12 protein-coding genes are annotated in these 21,334 nt (G+C 46.3%); 6 read left to right on the top strand and 6 right to left on the bottom strand.

What is annotated here, in order from left to right:
- Nucleotides 1-66: 66 nt before the first annotated feature.
- The gene (locus tag GC097_RS35295; protein ID WP_376768402.1) at nucleotides 67-438 is read left to right on the top strand and encodes a helix-turn-helix domain-containing protein; all 372 of its coding nucleotides are present in this window, start codon (nucleotides 67-69) and stop codon (nucleotides 436-438) included.
- Between the two features lie 414 nt (nucleotides 439-852).
- Here the strand turns inward: GC097_RS35295 and GC097_RS18225 are convergent, their stop codons facing one another.
- Entirely contained in the window at nucleotides 853-1,248 is a 396-nt protein-coding gene (locus tag GC097_RS18225; protein WP_171684734.1) for a VOC family protein, read from the bottom strand.
- Between the two features lie 265 nt (nucleotides 1,249-1,513).
- On the opposite strand from GC097_RS18225, the gene GC097_RS18220 reads away from it, so the two are divergent.
- Entirely contained in the window at nucleotides 1,514-3,694 is a 2,181-nt protein-coding gene (locus GC097_RS18220; RefSeq protein WP_171684732.1) for an ABC transporter transmembrane domain-containing protein, read from the top strand.
- Nucleotides 3,672-3,797, top strand: coding sequence for a hypothetical protein (locus GC097_RS34775; RefSeq protein WP_281364308.1), 126 nt, complete (start codon nucleotides 3,672-3,674; stop codon nucleotides 3,795-3,797). The genes GC097_RS18220 and GC097_RS34775 overlap by 23 nt, the downstream gene beginning before the upstream one ends.
- Nucleotides 3,798-3,844: 47 nt before the next feature.
- On the opposite strand, the gene GC097_RS18215 is transcribed toward GC097_RS34775, so the two are convergent.
- Complete coding sequence (locus tag GC097_RS18215) at nucleotides 3,845-5,038, bottom strand: MFS transporter (protein WP_246294322.1); 1,194 nt, start codon at nucleotides 5,036-5,038, stop codon at nucleotides 3,845-3,847.
- Between the two features lie 608 nt (nucleotides 5,039-5,646).
- Between GC097_RS18215 and GC097_RS18210 the strand changes: the two genes are divergently transcribed.
- Nucleotides 5,647-13,596 carry a pectate lyase family protein gene (locus GC097_RS18210; protein ID WP_171684727.1) on the top strand — a complete coding sequence of 2,650 codons (7,950 nt, stop codon included), beginning with the start codon at nucleotides 5,647-5,649 and terminating at the stop codon, nucleotides 13,594-13,596.
- A 306-nt stretch (nucleotides 13,597-13,902) separates the two neighbouring features.
- On the opposite strand, the gene GC097_RS18205 is transcribed toward GC097_RS18210, so the two are convergent.
- The 4 genes from GC097_RS18205 to GC097_RS18190 form a co-directional block, all read right to left on the bottom strand.
- Nucleotides 13,903-15,426 carry a stalk domain-containing protein gene (locus GC097_RS18205; RefSeq protein ID WP_171684726.1) on the bottom strand — a complete coding sequence of 508 codons (1,524 nt, stop codon included), beginning with the start codon at nucleotides 15,424-15,426 and terminating at the stop codon, nucleotides 13,903-13,905.
- A gap of 229 nt (nucleotides 15,427-15,655) precedes the next feature.
- Nucleotides 15,656-16,528: a sulfate ABC transporter permease subunit CysW gene (gene cysW / locus GC097_RS18200; RefSeq protein WP_171684724.1), complete on the bottom strand. Its 873-nt coding sequence runs from the start codon at nucleotides 16,526-16,528 to the stop codon at nucleotides 15,656-15,658.
- A gap of 35 nt (nucleotides 16,529-16,563) precedes the next feature.
- Nucleotides 16,564-17,400, bottom strand: coding sequence for a sulfate ABC transporter permease subunit CysT (gene cysT / locus GC097_RS18195; protein ID WP_171684723.1), 837 nt, complete (start codon nucleotides 17,398-17,400; stop codon nucleotides 16,564-16,566).
- Nucleotides 17,401-17,417: 17 nt separating this feature from the next.
- On the bottom strand, nucleotides 17,418-18,524 hold the full coding sequence (locus GC097_RS18190; protein WP_171684721.1) for a sulfate ABC transporter substrate-binding protein: 1,107 nt from the start codon (nucleotides 18,522-18,524) through the stop codon (nucleotides 17,418-17,420).
- A 361-nt stretch (nucleotides 18,525-18,885) separates the two neighbouring features.
- On the opposite strand from GC097_RS18190, the gene GC097_RS18185 reads away from it, so the two are divergent.
- Both GC097_RS18185 and GC097_RS18180 read left to right on the top strand, forming a co-directional pair.
- Nucleotides 18,886-20,934: a methyl-accepting chemotaxis protein gene (locus GC097_RS18185; RefSeq protein WP_171684720.1), complete on the top strand. Its 2,049-nt coding sequence runs from the start codon at nucleotides 18,886-18,888 to the stop codon at nucleotides 20,932-20,934.
- A 125-nt stretch (nucleotides 20,935-21,059) separates the two neighbouring features.
- A complete protein-coding gene (locus GC097_RS18180) occupies nucleotides 21,060-21,227 on the top strand; it encodes a hypothetical protein (RefSeq protein ID WP_171684607.1) in 168 nt (55 codons plus the stop codon).
- Nucleotides 21,228-21,334 lie beyond the last annotated feature (107 nt).

The raw sequence follows: 21,334 nt of genomic DNA, 5'->3' as shown, positions 1-21,334 counted from the left end.
TGATATAATGATGAGGTATTGAAAGGTAACTATACGTTGTTAAGAAAAGAATGATTTTATTTATAGGTGAAGGTGTTGCATATTTTTAACTACAAATTGTTAAAAAAACTAAGGAATCATAAAAGGCTATCTATTCAACAATTATCGAACGTTATTAATATTGACAGAACCTTGCTTTCTTCGTTCGAGAAGGGGAAGAAGATTCCAAATTACGCTGAAATAAACGCACTTGCAGACTTTTTTGAAGTCTCAAGCGATGAATTACTCCTAAGGGAACAACAGGAAACGGATGAAACAACCGAAATAATCCAACAATTATTAAATAAATATCGGTTCAGCCTTTCAAATTCAGAGCATGTTCAAAAACTAAACGAGTTATTATGTAAAGAAAAAAAGCGAATTAAAACGATACGTAATAAACATCGGAATGAAATCTAAATACATGAAAGCACGATTCTATCTAAGGGGATAGATATATTTTGGGAATTACAGTGACACGACATCCGTTATCCTTGGATAACACAAAATAAACTTTCTCACAGTCCTCCACATTCATCCAAGCATTTCTTTTCAGGCTAACGAAGACTACGCCAACAACTCCTTTTCCGTTTAAAAGTGTCGGACCCTACGTCTATCATCGGCTGCCCGAGGCTGCCATTGCGACAATACGGCGTTACATTGAATCACCGCCTACTTCTGGGGTCTCCATTTTCTTACACGGTTTAGGCGGTGCGGTAGCTAAGGTGCCGAATCGCGCTACGATCATATTTTTGTACGGGAGTATGTAACCTCCCTCATAACATCAAAACCCAGTCCGCATACGGACTGGGTTTTTGCGATAAAAAAAGGAGTTTATTTAGCGTTCTTATCCGGTTGATGAATACCCAGAATATTACCTTCCGTGTCCGTATAATAGCCTTGCCACGCCATACCCGGAAGGGCGTACTTAGGCATGGCAATCTTGCCGCCATGGTTAATAATTTTCGCTTCAGTAGAATCGTAGTTCGCTACTCCCATTGTACAGGCATAACCATTCAAAGGCTTGCCAGGTTCAGGGGAAGGACCTTGGCGCTGCATTAACGCTCCGTTAATACCCATTTCATTGGCATCACCCGTCACAGCTCCAAAATAGGGCATTCCAGCATAACTGCTCCAATCTTCAAATGTCCATCCGAATACCTCGCCATAAAACTTCTTGGCACGCTCCATGTCATCGACATGAATCTCAAAATGAACTAATCTGCCCATGTTTACCTCCTAAGTGTTGTCTTCTGTATTCCTTTAATTAATTATGTATATCTGTTTGATTTTCCTGCTTAGTATTGTTATGGGATAAATGCCATGTTTTTATAACCGATGATGTGCTAAGTTTCGACACGCAGTTCAGAAATTTTCAATCAAACCTCACGTGAAGCGCTTTCTTTTCAGTTTGCGCAGTAGTTTCATCCGTTAAAGTGAATCTATAATATTAGTTTTGCAAATTGCAAGAACCGTATAAAGGAGACTGGCAAAAGTGCTATGGAAAACTATACTTACTTCGATTCGCTCGTCGCCCTTCTTTACTTTCCTCATCGTATTAGGAGTCTTATTTGACCTTTTGTTCCAATACTTTTCCTCGCTCAGCTATAAATATTTAATCGATAAAGCTCTGATGCCGCGTGATATCGAGGCACTGGCGATTATTGTAGGTGTATTGCTTGCCCTGGGATTGCTTAACGTGATTGCCGGAATTTCCAGCGATTATGCCAAAGCCAAATTGGGTGCCAAGATGTTGTTTGATTACCGGCTCTCTCTTTTTCGGCACATGCTGCCGCAGTCTCATCGCTTTTATGAACGGTTTCAAGTGGGTGATCTTCTTGCCAGGTATTCCGAAGATATTCCGGTGATTAAGACGGCCGTGCTTCAGACGTTCAGCGGGGGATTGCTGTCCGCCTTAAGCGTCGTGATTGGGCTAAGCATCCTTTTTACGATGGAATGGAAGCTTACGCTGCTGGCGCTGGGCGGCTCGATTTTAGTATTCATACCTTACAGGATGTTCAGGAACCGTTCGCTTGCGCTAGCCAATGTCTATTATGGGCATCTTGAGCAGTTCAACGGATCGATTGATGAGAGCATGAAGGCATATCGGGTTATTCGAGTGTTCGATTTGCGCCAAAGCATGTTGACGAAAGTGGAAGGAATTCTTCATACAATGGCTTCAATAGGTGTGAAAAGGAGTTTCGTCGATTCCAATTTGAACCGGATGCCTGTGCTTGCCATCTCGATTTTGACGGCGATCATTCTCGCATACGGCAGCTATTTGACCTTCGACGGCAGACTCTCGATTGGCGAATTTATCGCCTTTAATTCGATTTTTGTTACGGTTGGTCAGTCGATGTACGGCATATCCGCTGTACTGCCGCATTTCTTGGCGGCGCGAACAAGTTTGCAGCGTTTGCAGCAAGTGATGGATTGGAAACCCGATGTGACGGAGCGGGGGGTTCAGGAACTGCCAACTATCCGAACGCATGTCGAGCTGCGCGATGTCACTTTTGCTTATGTTCCAGGGGAGCCTGTGCTGCGGCATTTTGATCTGAGTATACCGCTCAGCGGGCATACGTCTATCGTCGGTGCCAGCGGCTCAGGAAAAAGCACGGTGCTCCAGCTGATGCTGAGGTTTGCCGATCCGGAAAGCGGAGCGGTTCTGTATGACGGAAGGGATATTCGGGAGGCCCGTTATGCTTCGCTGCTTGGGCAAGTGGGCATCGTCTTTCAGGACTCGATCCTGTTCCACGCTTCGATCCGGGACAATATTGTTGTGGGCAAGCCGGATGCGACGAAGGAAGAGATGGAGGAAGCTGCGCGGGCGGCAGGGATTCACGAGACGATCATCGGATTTCGGGATGGCTATGATACCGTTATTCGCAATCATGGCGATAATTTATCCGGCGGTCAAAGGCAGAGGATTGCGCTGGCCCGGGCGCTTCTGCGCAGTCCGAACGTTTTGTTTCTGGACGAGGCCACATCTGCGCTTGATCCGGATACCGAACAATCTGTGAATGAAACGATCCTGTCGCTTGGACGCAGCAGACCGATTATTTCCGTGACGCATCGTCTCGCGTATGCGGCGTTGTCCGATCGTATCATCGTTCTCGATAAAGGGCGGGTAGCGGAATCAGGGTCGCATGAACAATTGATGGAACAGGATGGTGTGTATCGCCGAATGTGGGAGAAGCAGCAGGGATTCGTCCTGTCCAGAGGAGGCGGAAGCGCGCAGGTGCAGGCGGATCGTTTGCAGCAGCTGCCCTTCTTCCAGGGGATTGAACAAGGAGCATTGGATCAAATATCCCGGCTCTTTGTTGCCGAGAAATTCGAAGCAGGCGAGGCGGTCGTGGAACAAGGCGATCAGGGGGAAAAGTTTTACTTGATCGCGCGAGGCAAAGTAGAGATCGTCGTCACTTCAAAGTCGGGGGAACGACGCAAAGTTGCCGTTTTGGAAGACGGCGATCATTTTGGAGAAATAGCGCTCATGCAGCATATTCCGCGAACGGCCACGGTTGTTACGGCAACGACTTGCTTGCTGCTGTCGCTGTCGTACGAGCATTTCCATCCGCTGATGATGCGCCATTCCTCCATTCGGGAAGCGCTGGAAGCCACATTACAAACTCGAATGCAAGGGAGAGAGAAAATTCATGCTTCAATGGATAGTCGCTGAATCGGAACAGTTGAAAGAGGATGGGGTCTGGTTTCTTTGCAGGTATGCTACCAAGGTATTGCAGGTAAGCTGGCTGGGAGCGGCCATCCGGTTTAGATCATAACCATACCTTGGAATCTCTTCTCCGCATTGTTATGTCCAATGATCATCCTACGTTAGGCTTTTTATGCGGATCAAAAATGCAGCAAGCAATCCGACACACAACACGAGTGCCAGTAAAATAAAGGTCAGTGAGAAACTGCCTGTCTTCATGAATTGAACAGACATGATGGGACCGAAGCTCGTTCCTGCGAATAGAATAAATGTATTTACAGATACCGCTATGCCAGCCATTTTTCCAGCCATTTGTCCAACAAGTCCAACGAGCGAAGGAACTGTAATTGCAATCCCTACTATAAAGACAAGCATCATAATTATTAGTAACGGCAGATTAGATATGAATCCTATTGAGGCAAGACCAAGTACAGCCAAGATCAAACTGCCTCGCAATAGGGTTAGTGCACCAAAACCCCGAGCAAGCCGTCCTGCAAATGGAGAAACCAACATGCCCAATATGCCAAATGAGCGTACGTATAGAATCTCTTGTTTGCTTAGTCCAAACGTTGAATTGCTTAAATACGTTCCCAGAACAGAAGACATGTTCACAAAGGACATTAGCAATACCAATGATATCAAGTAAGAAAACACCAAGTTTTTCTGGGCAAATACTTTGCCCATGTTCCTGATCGGTTCCAAAATGCTGGAAGGCGCCTGAGTGGTATCTTCCTTAGGCAGCATCGACAACACGAGAAATGCGGTAATCGCATAGACGATAGCAAGTAAATAAAAGATCGCATTCCATCCGTAGTGCTCACTGACGAGACCGCTGACGACCTGACCTACGATTCCAGCAACCATAAATCCTGTGCTGATAAACCCGATTGTAGTCACCCGTTTTTCCGGTGGAAACATTTGTACCGTATAAGCCAGAGCAACTGGAGAAAAAGTCGCCGCCGCAGCACCCTGCAATCCACGAAGCACTATTATTAAAGGGAAGCTGTCAACAAGACCAAGCAGTAAAGAAATAACAGTTAATGCAACCAGTCCAATAAAAATAACTCTCTTACGACCGTATTTGTCAGACAATGCGCCATAAATCAGACATCCTATAGCAAATCCTAAAGAAAAAATGCTTCCCGCGGACGCAGCTTGCGTAGAGGATACACCAAAGATATCCGAGAATAATGACACCAGCGGAATCGTAACGTAAAGACTTGACATCACGACCATCCCCGCCCAACATAAAATAGCCGTTATTAAGGGATAATTTCTACTAGAAACTCTTGAGTCCATTGGCTGTGTCATAAAAGCACCTCTTCATAGAATAATCTCTGTTAGTTCATCCGTGTTCTGAATCGCGGTGGGGTATTGTACGATTACAGGCGGTTGAAATGATAGGATTTTTCTTTTGGAAAACGCAGAAATTTTTGGTATTTCCATAAATGCGTTCATATAATGCACCTTCATGTTGAATTTTATTCACGGCGTTCTCAAAGCTTTAAATACCTTGCCAGCGCCTTTGATGGTGAATCCGACGGCAATGGGTGGTTGTGCTAATTGTCGATTTGACCCACCACGGTTCACCTCCATACAAAGAAAGAAGCACTCGTAAGGGTGCTTTTTTCTTTTGTATAGGTTTGCCCACGCATTAAGATCGCGAACTCAGCGAACAAGCGACCGCTTTTTCATCCGTAACCAAAGGTGTCCTTATCTTATATTCCGAACAAATTGCCCGGAAATACAGGCTTTACCACAAAAATGTGAGCTAATGATTATTCCTGTTATACTCTGAAAGCGTTTTAATAGTAACTGTATATAGTAGCAATCTAAATAAATATGAGAGGGGAATGTGGGGAAATGATACAATCTTTCCCGCAGTACAGGAACAATTTTAACAGCAGGAGGAAACGAAAATGAAGAAGAAAGCTAATATCATTTGCAGCTTGTTGCTCTCACTGGCTCTGCTGGTTGGTTTATTTCCGGCAATGCCTGTTCAAGCGGCGGGCAGCAATTCCGGGGCGCCGCAAAACTTATCCGTGCCTGCATTAGCATTTGATGAATCAAAAATTGTACTTACCTGGGAAAAGCCGGACGATTATTATGGAAGTGCAGTAAAAATCGTGGACTATGAGGTATTCCGGGATGGAAACAGTCTCGGTCTTGCAAGCGATAATTTTAAAAAGAATTATTCCTATGTCAATACGTATATGGACACATTTTACGAGAAATTGAGTACGCAGCATCATCGGATCAGTATCCTTTCCTTTACGGCGACCGGCTTAGCACCCAAGACGAATTATGAATTTAAGGTACGGGCCGTTTACGCCGACAAGACAACGTCATCTTTTAGTGCGACGCTTAACTTTTCAACGGCGTCTACACCTATCGTCATAGACGCCGCCGATCGTGGCGCAACCTATATTACCTCTACTTCTGGCGTCAATGCCGACTATAAAATTCGGCGCGCAAACAATAATGCAACAGTTATAAAAAAAATCGAAGACAACACCGCGGCGATTCAGGCTGCGATCGACGCTACCCCTGTGGGCGGCAAGGTTGTATTGAAGGGAAGCGGAAACAATGCTGAGCCTTGGTATTATACAAGCGGCTCATTGTTTCTGCACAGCAATATGACCCTCGAAATTGAAGAAGGGGCTGTACTGCTCGGCTCTCCTGTCTTTGACCACTATCCGCGCAGCCTTCTGGTCTATCCGTATTCACAGGATATCCGGACATATGGCCTGTTGAATGCGGTATCCTGGGACACTGGCTCCTTGGAGAACATCCGCATCGTCGGCAAGGGCGCTGTAGATGGAAACGGATGGAAGAATGTTGGAGATGGCTTACAAACCAAAACGGCGATGGACCCATCTCCCGGGTTCGCAGATCCTTCCGGAAATGGTTGGAGATTGCCGAACTACCAGGGAGGCAGCAACACCACTGTTGATAATAATAGCGCAACTGATTCCACCGCTGTGAGAGGCATCCTCGCGGCTGATGCGATGTGGCAGTCGCGTCAGGATCAAACCCCGAATGCCGCTGCATCGCAATTCTACAATGCCCGTCCTAACCTGACGGTAGCGCGCGGTGTGCATGGCCTGTATTACGAGGGACTGACCTTCTATAATCCCGCCTTCCACGGAATCGTCAACTATCAGTCCGAGCAGATTACTGTGAACGGCATTGTTACGATGATGTTCGACGCCAACAACGGCGACGGTGTCGAGTTTGGCGACTGCCTTGATCTTAAGGTCATGAACAGCTTTTGGGATACCGGTGACGACGTCATCAACTTTGCAGCCGGTCAGGGTACGGTCGTACGCAATTTGACTGACAAAGTGGCAAGCGGAGAGGGTCGTGTTTTCAATAACTTTATTCGAAACGGCCATGGCGGCCTGTTGGCGATGGGCAGCCATACCGGCGGCTGGATCGGTGATCTGGTTGCGGAAGAGAATGTATATAATACGAGCGAAACCGGAAGTAATGGCGTCTTGCGTATGAAATCCGGCGCGACGACCGGCGGCGGTATCCGCAATATTGTCGTGCGCGACAATGCGGTCAATTATTCGAGCGGTGGCAACAGCACGATTGTGATTGACACATCCTACAGCGACGGTAACGCCAGCACGGCCTTCGGCCCGGAAAGCGACCTGCCGTTGACGTTCGAAAACGTGCTGGTACGCAATATGACGGTGTCAAACTCTAATATACCGCTGATTAACACAGCGGCACCCGGCAGCTCCGCCTATGCCTTAAGCCCGGTGCTGCGCAATTTCACGTTTGAGGATATCAAGATCCTAACTCCAGGAGCAAATGGTGGTAACATTGCGATAAACGGCATGTCGGATGTTACGTTCCGCAACATTACAGGTCTTCAAAAAGCCATTACCACCACCAACAGCAAGAACGTCACGATCGAGAATTGCGTTGGGACCACAAACCGTAAGCCGGATGCGCTGAATGGGAGTGGCGCACTCACCGTGACGGCCAATACTTATAATGTCACTTTAGACTGGCCCGCTATCGATAATGCGACGCAGTACGCCGTGTTGGTTGATATGCTGGATGGTCATGGCTATCAGCAAAAAGACATTGTAATGAGATCGGGATCGGTGTCGGAATCCACGAAAATCGCGCTGCGCCCAAAAACCAGCTACAAAATTGCGGTCCGACCGGAGACGACTGGTGCGAACGCTTCCTTTGGCGGACTGCTGGAGGCGTCGGTAACTACGAATGATGCAACGTTTGGTGCATCCACAGTCTCGACAGCATCGCCGAATTTTAAAGTTAAAGCTGCAAACATTACGGGCATTTCCTGGCAGGATTTCTCTTGGAATGCCGTAACCGATGCTGTCTACGGCGTGCATTATTACGAACTAACGGCAAAACCGCAAGATCCAAAATATGCTACCCGTACATTCAAAGCCTATTTTGACAACTCCAGCCGGACAGGTTATTCACTGTGGGGGCTGGATGATGGCGTGACCTATGATGTTACGATGAAAGCCGTCAATTGGGTTGGACAGGAAGGCCCAGTGGCGGGTCCGATTACGATTACCACCGTTCCCGGCACCTTAATGCAGATTCCGACGTGGGCTCCCGGCAGCAAGCTTTCCGTCAGTGGCGGCAGGTGGATCGGGGAAGATATGACCCTCACATGGGACGAAAAAGACGTAACGGATTATTCCAATGGCGATACCGCACGATTTGCCGGTTACCGCATCTTGATTAACGGCGTGCCGGTGGACGGTGGAGCCGTTCAAGCAAACGCGAAACCAACCGTTAAACCGGGTCAACATACTTATGTGCTTTCCACTGCCGGACTTCTTCCTAATACTCCTTATACGATCTCGGTGGAAGCGGGAAGCGAGATTCTGAAATACGCGTCCGGAGCAGGCGGACTTGGCGGCTCCACAGGCTTTACCGGTACAAAAAATACCGAACTTCCGCGGAATCAGGTGACCTTTGGAAAATGGACCGGGCATGGACCAAGTGTAACGTTCACATTCCCAGAGTCAGATTTGAGTTTGGATCCTCCCGCAGCTATTCAGGCAGCCCCGGGTTTTAACAGCGTAACCCTTGCGTGGGAACGTGTTGCTGACGCCCAAGCCTATGACATCTACAAGGCCGATTCGGCTGGAGGTTCATATGTGCTGGCTGAGGCGGATGTGAAAAGTACGGTTTTTGAGGTTCACTTTTCGAATGGTGAGAAATTAAAGGGCAATCAAACCTATTTCTTTAAGATCAAAGCCAAGAATGGCAGCATTGAAAGTGATTTCTCACATGAGGTATCCCAAAAAACAAATGCATACAATCCGGCTGATGGCTGGGCTGCAACGGGTGCTGGTACAACAGGAGGGGACCCTGGAACGGATTATGTTCTAGTGACCACATACGCAGAGTTGAAAGCGAAGATTGACGCACGTAAAGATACAACCAACACCCTTGCCAAGTCTCCTTACCTAACCATTTATGTGAAAGGCTTGCTCAAAGGTTCCGCTGATATTACTCTTCAAGATGTGCATAATGTATCGATTGTAGGTTTAGGCAATGATGCGGTAATTGACGGTTACGGTTTTGTTTTTAAAGCTAGCAGCAATGTCATTGTTAGAAACCTAACTATGAAAAATGCCCTTCTTACGAAAGCAGTAGATATACAAAGCTCCAAAAATATTTATTTCGAGCACAATGACTTTTCCAACGCCAAGGATGGTTTGACAGATATTAAATCGGCCTCCGACCTTGTTACCATGGCGTGGAATCGATACTCGAAACATGAGAAAACGATGTTAATTGGGTCAGGCTGGAGTGCAACTAGTTCAGACAGAGGAAAGCTCAGTGTTACCATACACCATAACTGGTTTGAAGGTACACAGGAGAGACATCCTAGAGTCAGATTCGGTAAAGTACATGTTTATAATAATTACTACTCCGACATTATTAATTACGCTGCGGCAAGTACTTCTGAAGCTCAAGTGCTATTAGAAGGAAATTATTTTGAAAATGTGCCGATTGTTGCGATGTATTCACGAAGTCCATTAGATAAGGGCCTTAACAATTTATTATCCAATGATCCATTAGGATTGATGAAGGTAACAAATACGAATAAAATCGTGGGAACCGGCGGGCAATATGACGAATTGTTAGACGCAACTTATGAGGATGCAGCTAACGTACCGAATAGAGGACTACCCTATAGCTGGAGCTTTTATCCAGAAACGATTCCGAATTACACCTATACACTTGATAATGCGGATCATGCAAAAGCAGATATTGAAAAATTAGCAGGTGTGGAGAAGAAGCCCGTATTTACTATTTCTACATTGGAGACGCCTTCGAATATTAAAAATACGTTTAAGACAGGCGGTATTGACCTGGAATGGGATCGTGTACAAGGTGCAACCCATTATATGGTCAAATATGCAACATCTCCTGCTGGACCTTTTACTGAAAAGAGTACAAATGTGCCTTCTGTCACCCTTCCGGTAGGATCGGTTGAGCTGGGTGCTACGTATTATGCTTCGGTAACTGCATTTAGTGATAAAGCTGTAAGTATAGAAAGCAATCTAGAAACTATGAAAGCTGCCATACCCGCAGTACCTTCAAAGCCTACGCTTCAAAGGCTTGACCGGTCATTTAAAGTGGTATGGAGTGAAGTGCCAAATGCGGAAAGCTATTCTGTAGCTATAACCAATAAAGCAACAAATCAGTTAACTGTAATCCCTAATATTAAAGACCCAACCTATCTTTTTAGCGGCCTTGATGTAGGCACAACCTATTCCTTTACGGTTCAAGCGGTCAATTATTTTGGAATGAGCGCTAAATCGGCGGCAATTGAAGATACAGCCGTTGCGGCCATCATCGTTCCTAGTGTTAACTGGGTTGTAAATGATCAATTTGATCGTGTAACGGAAGATACGCCTATTGAAGAATACGGATATGTCGAAAGTGTAACGGGCACACCCGGCTCCTCTGTTGGCGTGAATTTTGTTAAATTTTTAAGTGGAGATGTGGACGGTTCTAATAAAGGCTCGATGTCTCTATTCCTAAAGGATTCGAACAGTAATTTAGCGACGGTAGTAACGAAGGATTTGACCAAAAGCACTACCAAGTCGCCCTTCCTAGGTAAATTTGTTTTCGATATCGATTTTAAAGAGGCTCCGCCGGAGAATTCCAAACCGATCCGATTACTCGATTCTGACGGGAAGGTTGCAGTAAGTCTTAGTGTAGACAGCCAAAGCGGAAACTTATACTACTCGGTTAAAAACGGGAGCGGCGAGACGAATACGAATCATTTGCTCGTATTGGGCCACAACGTTTGGTATAACGTCAGAATTGTAGTGGATATGGATGCCAAGTTGGTTGATGTGTATATAAACGGCCAGCTTTATCTTGCAGGCGCACCTTTGTATGATCCAACAGCGAAAGACATAACTTTCTTTAGAGGGGAAACATCGAATGGAGGCATAAAACCAATACAATATAGAAATGTAAAGGCAGGTATTCCAGGAACAGATCCAGGTGATGGCGAGCCAGGAAATGATCTAGACGTCATATTCTATGATGATTTTACTGGGGCAACTTCAAGTAACCTATTTACACCTGGGTATAAATCATTGCCTGGTAACGATACGAGTCCAATGTATATCAAGACAGGCGGAAATGTAACAGCTGAAGATGGCTTGTTGAGCCTAGTCAAAGGTGGAAGAATTGCGATAGGTGCTTTGAGTTCCATAGCAACTACACCAACGTTTACACCTGGGGGAGCATTCGACCTAAGTAAGCCTTACCAGATTATGATTGAAGTTTCTAGCGGATCTGATGCTGGATTGTTCCAAGTATATGTTGATAATAATGGTACAAGTGCAGCAAACTCTGTGCACGGTAGTAAATCCAAAGTGTATGAGGCGAAACCAAGTACAATTGCTGGAACTACAATTATTATCGAACCTAATGCTGGTGATAATGTCATAGGTACAGCTAGTTCATTCATTCAACTGCGTACTGATAGTAGCGCAACAATAGTCATCGATAGCATCAAAATTGTGTCATTGGAAGTTAATCAAACTCCTGCTGATGTTACGGCATTAAATGAAGCAATACTTGACGCGAACAAACTTCTAACGGATCATCCAGAAGGAAACGCAGCGGGGCAAGCACCGAAAGATGCTAGAGAAGCATTAGGAAGTGCGATAGCTCAAGCCAGGGCAATCGTGTTGGATGCAGCCAATCGATCTCAAGACCAAGTGGATGCGGCTGTAGATGCATTGAGAGCAGCCATCAGCACCTTTAAGGCAGCAGTGGTGCCAGTAGATCCAGCAGATCCAGCAGATGTTACGGCATTAATTGCGGCAATAGTTGACGCGAACAAACTTTTAACGGATCATCCAGAAGGAAACGCAGCGGGGCAAGCACCGAAAGATGCTAGAGAAGCATTAGGAAGTGCGATAGCTCAAGCTGATGCAATCGTGTTGGATGCAGCCAATCAATCTCAAGACCAAGTGGATGCGGCTGTAGATGCATTGAGAGCAGCCATCAGCACCTTTAAGGCAGCAGTGGTTGGGACAGACAATGGTGGTGAAGATCCAGGAACAGATCCAGGAACAGGAACGGATCCAGGAACAGGTACAGATACAGGAACAGATCCAGGTACAGGTACAGGTACAGGTACAAGTACAGGTACAAGTACAGATCCAGTTACTCACAAAGTAGAGACGAATAATGCTACTGGTGTAACGAATGTAACGGTAAATCAAGCGTTGAATAATGTTTTAGCTAATCTGCCAGCAAACAGTAATAGTAAGAAAAGGTATAACATTGATTTAAGGGCAGAAACAAATGGATCGAAGAAAGTTGAAATTTCTATTCCGACTGATATATTTAAATCATCAGGGAATGCAAATGCAGAAATTTCTTTCCAAATGTCCGGGATTACTGTAGGGATTCCTGGCAACATGTTAACTGATGCGCAATTAGGTAATGCACATCAAGTTTCATTAAAAACTAACCAAGTCGATTCATCAGAACTACCAGCCGATCTACGTGCAACGATTGGTGACCGCCCAGTATTCAATATCGATCTATCAATTGATGGAAAGTCGATTGGTTGGAGCAATGATAAAGCTTCAGTTACTGTATCCATTGCTTATGATGCAACAGCAGCTGAGCTTGCAAATGATCAATTCATTATTGCATGGTACATTGACGGCAACGGCAAAGCAACCCCAATGGCAAGCAGTAAATATGATTCAGTGACGAAGCTATTAACATTTACTACGAATCACTTTAGTCAATATGCTGTTGCTTACGATCACAAAACATTCGCTGATTTAGGCAACTTTGCATGGGCTAAAAATGAAATCGAAGTATTAGCAGCGAGAGGCATCATTAACGGTACTTCAGCTACAACTTATGCACCATCAAATAACATTACAAGAGCAGACTTCACCTTGTTATTAGTCAGAGCTTTAGGTTTAAGTGCGGAGTTCAAATCAAACTTCCCAGATGTTAAATCTACAGATTACTACCATAACGGTGTGGGGATTGCGAAGGAGCTTGGCATTATTACAGGTGACGAGAAGGGTTCATTCAATCCTAATGAGAACATTTCAAGACAAGATATGTTCGTTATTACAGCGAGAGCTCTGAGAGCATTAGATCAATTGAAAGCGGCAGGTGCATTGTCACAACTAAATTCATATGCTGACAAATCTCTAATCTCGAACTACGCCACAGCTGATCTTGCAGCACTTGTACAAAAAGGATTAGTAAAAGGCGATGATCAAAACAAGCTAAACCCTCTTGCGAATTCAACAAGAGCAGAAGCAGCCGTGTTCATCTACAGAGCATTCTATCTGGAATAAGCACGTTGTTTTGAAGCAAAGGCAATAAATAAAAGATCGCATTTTCTACATTTCGTAGAGAGTGCGGTCTTTTTTTGTTTCCTTGAAAGGGAAAAATTTCCTCTATTTTGACTGCAGAAGCTTGTCAGATCCATTTAGCTGGAAAAACTCCCTCTATTTGCACCGATTTCGTGAGAATCCACTGAATCTGGTCAGATTAACGGGAGTTTTTCCTTCTATTTTCCCTGCAAGGTCATCTTTCGAGCAATTTAGCGGGAGATTTTCCAGTTATTTTCCTTCGCCGCCTTCAGCAGTGACTGTAGTACATTACTCAACATTTAAAATCGCAGACCAGTTTTCTGCATCCCAATTAACCTTAGCTCCTAATGTGTCACTAACGAATCGAAGCGGTACATAGGTGTAACCTGCATCTGAGATGAATGGAGCGACAGCTAATGTGACAGAGCTACCATTAACAAGGGCTTCTTTGCTTCCGATTTTTAGATTTACTGAAGCATTTCCTTTATCGATGGTAATCGACTGTGTTTCATTCAGCCAAGTGATTTTCCCTCCTATGGCTTCAATAACGCCGCGTAGCGGGATGAATGTGTTCTCGTCAACAATCATCGCTTTAGGGTTGATATTCAGGTATGTACCGTTAAGTTTAATACCGATATTTTGGTTGTTATATGTTTTCTGTGGTGTGGATATTGGCTGAGCAGGTTCGGGCTTAGTCGGCTGTCGTTGACCCTTGCTGCCATCTTTATTCGGTAATAACACAGGGATCGGCTTCTCAGAGTAATCGTAGCCCCCGTTAATATTTCCCCATGACCAAAGTTTGCCGTCTCTCGTCAAGGCTAGCGCATATTCGTCACCTAATGTCACTGAGGCTACATTCTCAAGTCCATCAACTATTTTTGGTGTAAATGAATAGGTGACGGACGGATCTCCAATTGTAAGTCCGACTACCCAAACGGTTCCGTCCCTTTTAACAATTGCAGTCGTATATAATCCAGTACTAATGGATTCAACATCGGTTAAGCTATCGATGAGGACGGGGTGATACGAATTGTGAATGGAAGATGGAAGTCCAAGTGCACCATCCCCGTTATCCCCCCATCCCCAAACGGTCCCATCCTTCTTAATAGCAAAAGTATGTAGGGAATTACCAGACGATAATGCGGCGATATTGTCCAGTTCATTGATTTTATAAGCGTTGTAGCTTTGTAGCGGAACTCCAGTGCTGCTGTACGGGACCCAATTCCATACCGTGCCATCCTCCTTAAGAATTAGCACTCCATCGTTGGCAATACCAATATCTTTAGCCTTTGTTATATTTTCAAGTTTTACGGGATCGCTGCTTTCAGGCTGAGTAATCCATACCCATACGGAGCCATCCTTATCAAGAGCTGCATCTACACTGTGAAGGACCGAGACTTTGGAGATATCAGAAAGCCCCTTAATTTGTTTCGGAGCTGGGAATTCCGATCTTCCATTATTGCCATCAGTATAGATGTACTTTCTACCCCATTCCCATACAGTCCCGTCCTTCCTCAAAATTAGGTTATTCGTATTCGGACCGGCGGTTACTGCAGTAAAATCACCCAAGCCTTGCATAATCTTTGGTTCCCTAAGATCTGCTGTTGGTTCCCAGTACCAAAACGTCCCTTCTGAATTGTAAGCAATTCTGTGGCGGTCGTGCACGGTAATGGCAACAGGCGGAGCTTCAGCGGCCTCCGATTTATTCTCGAACGCCGCCTGGGCTTGTGCTCCGAGCCCAAGTGTTAAAACAGAGGCTAGTATCATAACCCGGTATGATTGCGCTGCTCGTAACGTTGTTTTTAATTTCATTTTTTTCTCTCCCCTGCAGGACTAATCAAAGAATTACAGCAAGAAGATCATGCAATCCCCACTCTTTAAATATACCTAAAATTTTCCAATCAAAGGTTAGACGAAGCTAAACCCAAATAGTTGCATTTATAGGAAAATATTTAATATTGTTATCTTCCTGAATTCAGAAGACCAAGTTAGAAGAGACATTGAGCGGTTATCAAAACTTCAAAGCCGGGAATAACGGGTACTATGTCTCCGTTTGTCCCTGTTTCCACTCCAGGAACCATTTGGCCAGCAGCGTGACCAGCGCAAGTCCGACCAATAAGGTTGAAAAAGCGAACGACGCCGCATATTTGTATTCCTGATACAAAATCTGAATGTGCATCGGAATCGTGTTCGTTTCCCCGCGGATATGCCCGGATACGACCGACACCGCACCGAATTCGCCCATTGCTCGCGCGTTGCACAGGATGATGCCATACAGCAATCCCCATTTGATGCCCGGTAGCGTAACTTTCCAGAAAATGTACCAGCCCTTGGCGCCCAGCGTCGCCGCTGCTTCCTCCTCCTGCACCCCCTGTGTCTGCATGACGGGAATTAGCTCCCTCGCTACGAACGGGAAGGTAACAAAGGCTGTTGCCAGTACGATGCCCGGCAGTGCAAAAATAATCTGGATATCATGGTCGTTCAACCATGGTCCAAACCAGCCTTTGGCCCCGAATAGCAGCACAAAAACGAGGCCTGCAATAACGGGTGAAATAGCGAAGGGCAGATCGATCAGTGTGATCAGCACGTTCTTGCCCTTGAATTTGAATTTAGTGATGGTCCATGCGGCGCACACGCCAAAAATAATATTCATGGGCACGGCAATCGCTGCCGTTTTGAGCGTTAAGGTAATGGCGTGTCTCGCCGCTTCATCAGTGAAGGCAGAGAGGTAGACTTCGAGGCCCTTTTTAAATGCCTGCACAAAAACAGTAATTAACGGAAGTACCAGCAGAAGAGTCATGTACAGAAGCGCTATGCCAATTAGCGTCCACTTCACCCAAGGGGCTTCGGTCACATGCTTCGGCCGTTCTGCCGTACGACTGTCTGCTTTAATATTCGTTACAACTCCCGCCATGTTGCGGTTCCTCCCCTTTTTACTTAGGGTCCCGATCAGTTTGAGATGACTTTGCGGTTTGCGTACCACTGCACGAAGTTAATGAGCAACAGCAGCAGGAACGAGACGACCAGCATAACGACGGCAATGGCCGTAGCGCCAGTGTAATCGTATTGTTCGAGCTTAGTCATGATGAGCAGAGGCGTAATCTCCGTGACCATCGGGATGTTGCCAGCGATGAATACGACTGAGCCGTATTCGCCGATCGCTCGGGCAAACGCCAAGGCGAACCCGGTCAAGAGGGCCGGCAGCAGTTCCGGCAAGATCACCTTCCGGAACGTAAGCAGCCGTCCGGCTCCGAGAGTCGCTGCTGCCTCCTCCGTATCAGCCCCGAGTTCTTCAATGACAGGCTGCACCGTCCGCACGACGAAAGGCAACCCGATAAATGTTAATGAGATAATGATACCCAGCGGCGTGAAAGCAATTTTGATGCCATACGGATCCAGGAGGGACCCGATCCAGCCCTTGCTTGAGTACAGACTCGTTAAAGCGATGCCTGCCACGGCTGTAGGAAGTGCGAAGGGCATATCGACCAGCGCGTCCAGAATTCTTTTGCCCGGAAAACGGTATCGCACTAGCACCCAGGCTACAATGAAGCCGGAGACGGCGTTGATTAAAGCTCCGATGAGCGAGGCGCCGAACGTCAGCTTATACGAAGCGACAACCTGCGGGTCGGTGATGATTTCCCAAAAACGATCCCACGGCATCGTCGCCGTTTTCAAAATGAGCGAAGATAGCGGGATTAGCACGATGAGGCTCAAGTACAGCAGGGTAAAGCCCATGGTGACGCCGAATCCGGGGAGTATGTTTTTATTTTTCCAACCTGTTCGCATAATGTGGTTAGCCCCTTTTATTTGGCTGCCGGTTTGTAAATCTGGTCGAAGACTCCCCCGTCATTAAAATGAACGGTTTGCACTTTCGCCCAACCGCCGTATGGCGCGTCATTGATCGTTACCAGCTTAAGTTTCGGGAATTTTGACTCATATTTCTTCACAATCGCCTCAGATGACGGACGGTAGAAGTTCTCCGCTGCAATCGTTTGGCCCTCATCGCTGTACAAATAGTCGAGATACGCTTTGGCAACTTCCTGCGTGCCTTTGCTATCCGCAACTTTATCTACGATCGCGACTGGCGGCTCAGCAAGGACGGAGACGGACGGATAGATGATTTCATACTTGTTCGGTTCGGATTTAACGGATAACAAGGCTTCGTTCTCCCAAGCGATCAGCACGTCGCCAATCCCCTGCTCAACAAATGTTATTGTTGAATCGCGGGCGCCAGTGCCTAGCACTTTGACGTTCTTGTAAAGACTGCCGATAAACGCTTTGGTTTGTGCTTCACCGTTGCCTTTGCCCAGCGAGTACGCCCAGGCTGCAATGTAGTTCCAGCGCGCGCCGCCTGATGTTTTCGGATTCGGCGTAATGACCTCGATGCCCGGTTTCACCAAATCATCCCAGTCTTTGATGCCTTTCAGATTGCCCTTGCGCACAAGAAACACGATCGTTGATGTGTAAGGTGCGCTGTTGTTTTTGAACTCCTTCTGCCAGCCCGGCTGGATCAGGCCTTCCTTCTCCAATGGATCGATATCTCCGGACAGCGCCAGTGTAACCACGTCGGCTTTGATACCGTCGATGACGGACCGGGCTTGCTTGCCGGAACCGCCATGAGACTGCTTGATTGTCACTTTGTTGCCAGTCTTCTCCTCATACTGCTTAGCGAACGCTTTGTTGTACGCTTCATATAACTCCCGCGTCGGGTCATACGATACGTTGAGCAGCTCGTAGGATTTGCCCCCTGCCGGTTTGGCGCTGGCCGCTGCTGTAGCTGCCGCCGTGGTAGCCGGCTGTGTCGATGTCTCCTTGCCTCCGCACGCCACTGTACTAGCAACGAGTGCAGACAGCACGAAAAATAACGATGTTCGTTTTAAAAGCGGCTTCCAAGCGAATGTGTTCCCCATAAATAATGACCCCTCTCTTTACTGCTTAAATTTTTGGCAAAACCAATTACAATTTAATTCCTATGTGTTTACTTGGTATTGTGTTGGAATTAATCTAGCATCGAAGGAAACATCTGTCAACAAAAAAAGTGAGGGCATGATTAATGGCCGAATTCTTATGATTTCCAACTGTTGACATGGTAAAATCTTCATGTTAGAATCCAAAACACAGTAAATTTATCGGAAAAATTATATTTATTCGATATTGAAAAGAAGGGGGATCTTTGCTATAAAACGATTTGTTTTTCTCATTCGATGGTCGCGGTCTTTCGGGTCGCTTGGCTTAAAACCAGGGATATTATTGTTAAATCGGCTATCGTTCTTGGGTAAGTTTGCGTTGATTGGCATTGTAGTGCTCGTGCCATTGCTCGTGTTGACTGGACAATCCGTTATCGACACCCGCGCCTCGCTATCTGCTGTTCGGAAGCAGATTGATGGTTTGGCGGCTGTTCGTACAGCAGGCGATCTTTTACGCACGCTGGAACTGCATCGGACGCTTTTGGAAAGTGCTCGTACGAATCCGTCGGATGGCGAGCGCTTCCAAGCTACAGAAACCAAAGCAGATATTGCGATAGAAACTCTTGGATTCTATGTGGCGAAAGAAGGTGGGGATAAATCACTGCAAGAGACATGGAGTGATTTCGTCGGCCGATGGAACCAATTAAAAGCGCAAGGGACAGAACTAAAACGCATCGAAAGCTCTGAAGCTCATACGGTACTGTTAAACCGGTTATCGAGAATAATTGATAGGTTGGGCATAGAGTCGGGCCTTCTTTTGGATTCTCAACCAGGATTATTTCAAATAAAGGATGAGACCATTCGGCAATTTCCCAAGCTTTTGCTCCATTTCGACAATTTTCAGGTCGATATGCTGATGGCAGTTACGCAATCGACAATCGGTGTGAATGATAAGAATAAGATCGCGGCGGAAGCGGAAGCGGTCGATACGGAATGGACGGCTATTTATCAAGCTTCTTCGGACCCCGGTCAAGCAGCCGCACATCATGGGGTGAAAGATGGAGACGCGAAAACGCAGGAAGCCGTTAAGCGTATGCTGGATGACGTTCAGTCCAAAGTTGTATTGCCGCTCAAAGTTTCACTGAATGTACAGGATTGGCTGCAGTTGTCGGGCGATGTGGAAGATCGCATATATGAGCAATGGAATGGACGGATCGATTGGATCGATCAAAGTCTGCATGAGCGTGTTGCGAGCGGGAACAAGATGACGTTTCTGATTCAACTGATTTGTATCGTAGCGGTCTTGGGGTCCATCTATTTGTTTTTGGCGCTTTATCGTTCGATCACTCGCGTTGTTTTGGACATGGAGAAAGCTGCGGTACGACTTGCCGACGGCGATTTGACGGCACGCTTTCAAATCGGAACAAAGGACGAGTTTCGAGTCGTCGCGAATAGCTTTAACCATGTTTGCGAATCGTTCCAATCCGTTTTGCTTGAAGTAAGCCAATCCTCTAATCAATTGGCTGCTTCTTCGGAGCAGCTATCGGCAAGCGCAGGGCAAAGTTCCAAGGTCACTGAACATATTGCGGGTATTACCGAACAGATGGCGGACGGGGCCAGTCAGCAGGTTTACAAGGTAGAGGAAAGCGTCCAAACGATCCAAGAAGTATCGGTAAAAATTCAGCAAATTGCAGTAAGTGCACAATCTGTAGCGGAGACTACAACAACAGCCTCTGAGAAATCATCGAAAGGCGGACGCGCTATTCAGACCGCTATAGGACAGATGAGTTCCATTAGTAGTTCTGTGAATGGACTCGCACAAGTTATTACCCAACTAGCAGTTACTTCCCAAGAGATTAGCCGAATCACTGAAGCAATCACGCAAATTTCGCAGCAAACCAATTTAATCTCTCTTAACGCTGCAATCGAAGCGGCTAGGGCAGGCGAGCACGGACGTGGATTTGCTGTAGTAGCAGATGAAGTAAAGAAACTTGCCGGACAATCTTCCCAATCGGCGGAAAAAATTGCTGATCTGATCCATGTCATTCAAGATGAGATTGATAAGGTTCAGGAATCCATGCAATCGGCAACGGAGGAAGTAATTTTGGGAATCGAAGTCGTGCATACGGCAGGAAGCTTATTTTCCGAGATTGAACACTTTGTCGATGAGGTTAATAGCCAAGCGCGAGAGGTTTCAGCAGCAACGCAGCAAATTTCCGCCGGAACAACGCAGGCTGTACAAGCCATTGAAGGAATCGCCAGTGTGGCTCAAGCAACTGCATCCCGAACCCAAAATGTTTCTGCTGCTGCAGAAGAGCAACTGGCTTCTATGGAAGAAATTTCAGCCTCATCTTCGGCCCTTTCACACATGGCAGAGGAATTGAAAGTATTAGTGGACAAATTTAAGCTGTAATTAGGTTTGGGACAAGGAATAGGGCACGGGCATCGGGAACAGCCTTATCGGGAGTATGGCTTTTTTCACACATCCCGTGAAACGCTGAAACTTCGTGAGAAATGGGCGGGGGTAAGAGGGCCCAGATGAATATCGAAGTGAAATACGGGTTACCATTTGTAGAAGTTACGATTTGTTATAGGGGCGAAAAACTTTACTTGAAGCATGTTTTACTTGATACTGGTTCGGCGGGAACGATTTTCAGCGCTGATGTAGTGGATGCCATCGGGGTTAAGATTGAAACAGGGGACTAGCAACGCAACCCGCCCAAACAACCTCAACATCACCCATAAAGCTGTTACGAGTCACCATACACATGGAAGCCTGCCTTCAGTTCACCATCAGTACGTCTACATGCGTA

Source organism: Paenibacillus planticolens, from assembly GCF_013141725.1.
GTDB classification, from domain to species: Bacteria; Bacillota; Bacilli; order Paenibacillales; family NBRC-103111; genus Paenibacillus_E; species Paenibacillus_E planticolens.
This window is presented reverse-complemented; position numbering and strand designations above follow the sequence as displayed.

Bases quoted from the DNA above. Each gene is read 5' to 3' on its own strand.
- GC097_RS18225 (WP_171684734.1), bottom strand. From the start codon at position 1,248: ATGGGCAGATTAGTTCATTTTGAGATTCATGTCGATGACATGGAGCGT.
- GC097_RS34775 (WP_281364308.1), top strand. From the start codon at position 3,672: ATGCTTCAATGGATAGTCGCTGAATCGGAACAGTTGAAAGAGGATGGG.
- GC097_RS18215 (WP_246294322.1), bottom strand. From the start codon at position 5,038: ATGACACAGCCAATGGACTCAAGAGTTTCTAGTAGAAATTATCCCTTA.
- GC097_RS18210 (WP_171684727.1), top strand. From the start codon at position 5,647: ATGAAGAAGAAAGCTAATATCATTTGCAGCTTGTTGCTCTCACTGGCT.
- GC097_RS18205 (WP_171684726.1), bottom strand. From the start codon at position 15,426: ATGAAATTAAAAACAACGTTACGAGCAGCGCAATCATACCGGGTTATG.
- cysW (WP_171684724.1), bottom strand. From the start codon at position 16,528: ATGGCGGGAGTTGTAACGAATATTAAAGCAGACAGTCGTACGGCAGAA.
- cysT (WP_171684723.1), bottom strand. From the start codon at position 17,400: ATGCGAACAGGTTGGAAAAATAAAAACATACTCCCCGGATTCGGCGTC.
- GC097_RS18190 (WP_171684721.1), bottom strand. From the start codon at position 18,524: ATGGGGAACACATTCGCTTGGAAGCCGCTTTTAAAACGAACATCGTTA.
- GC097_RS18180 (WP_171684607.1), top strand. From the start codon at position 21,060: ATGAATATCGAAGTGAAATACGGGTTACCATTTGTAGAAGTTACGATT.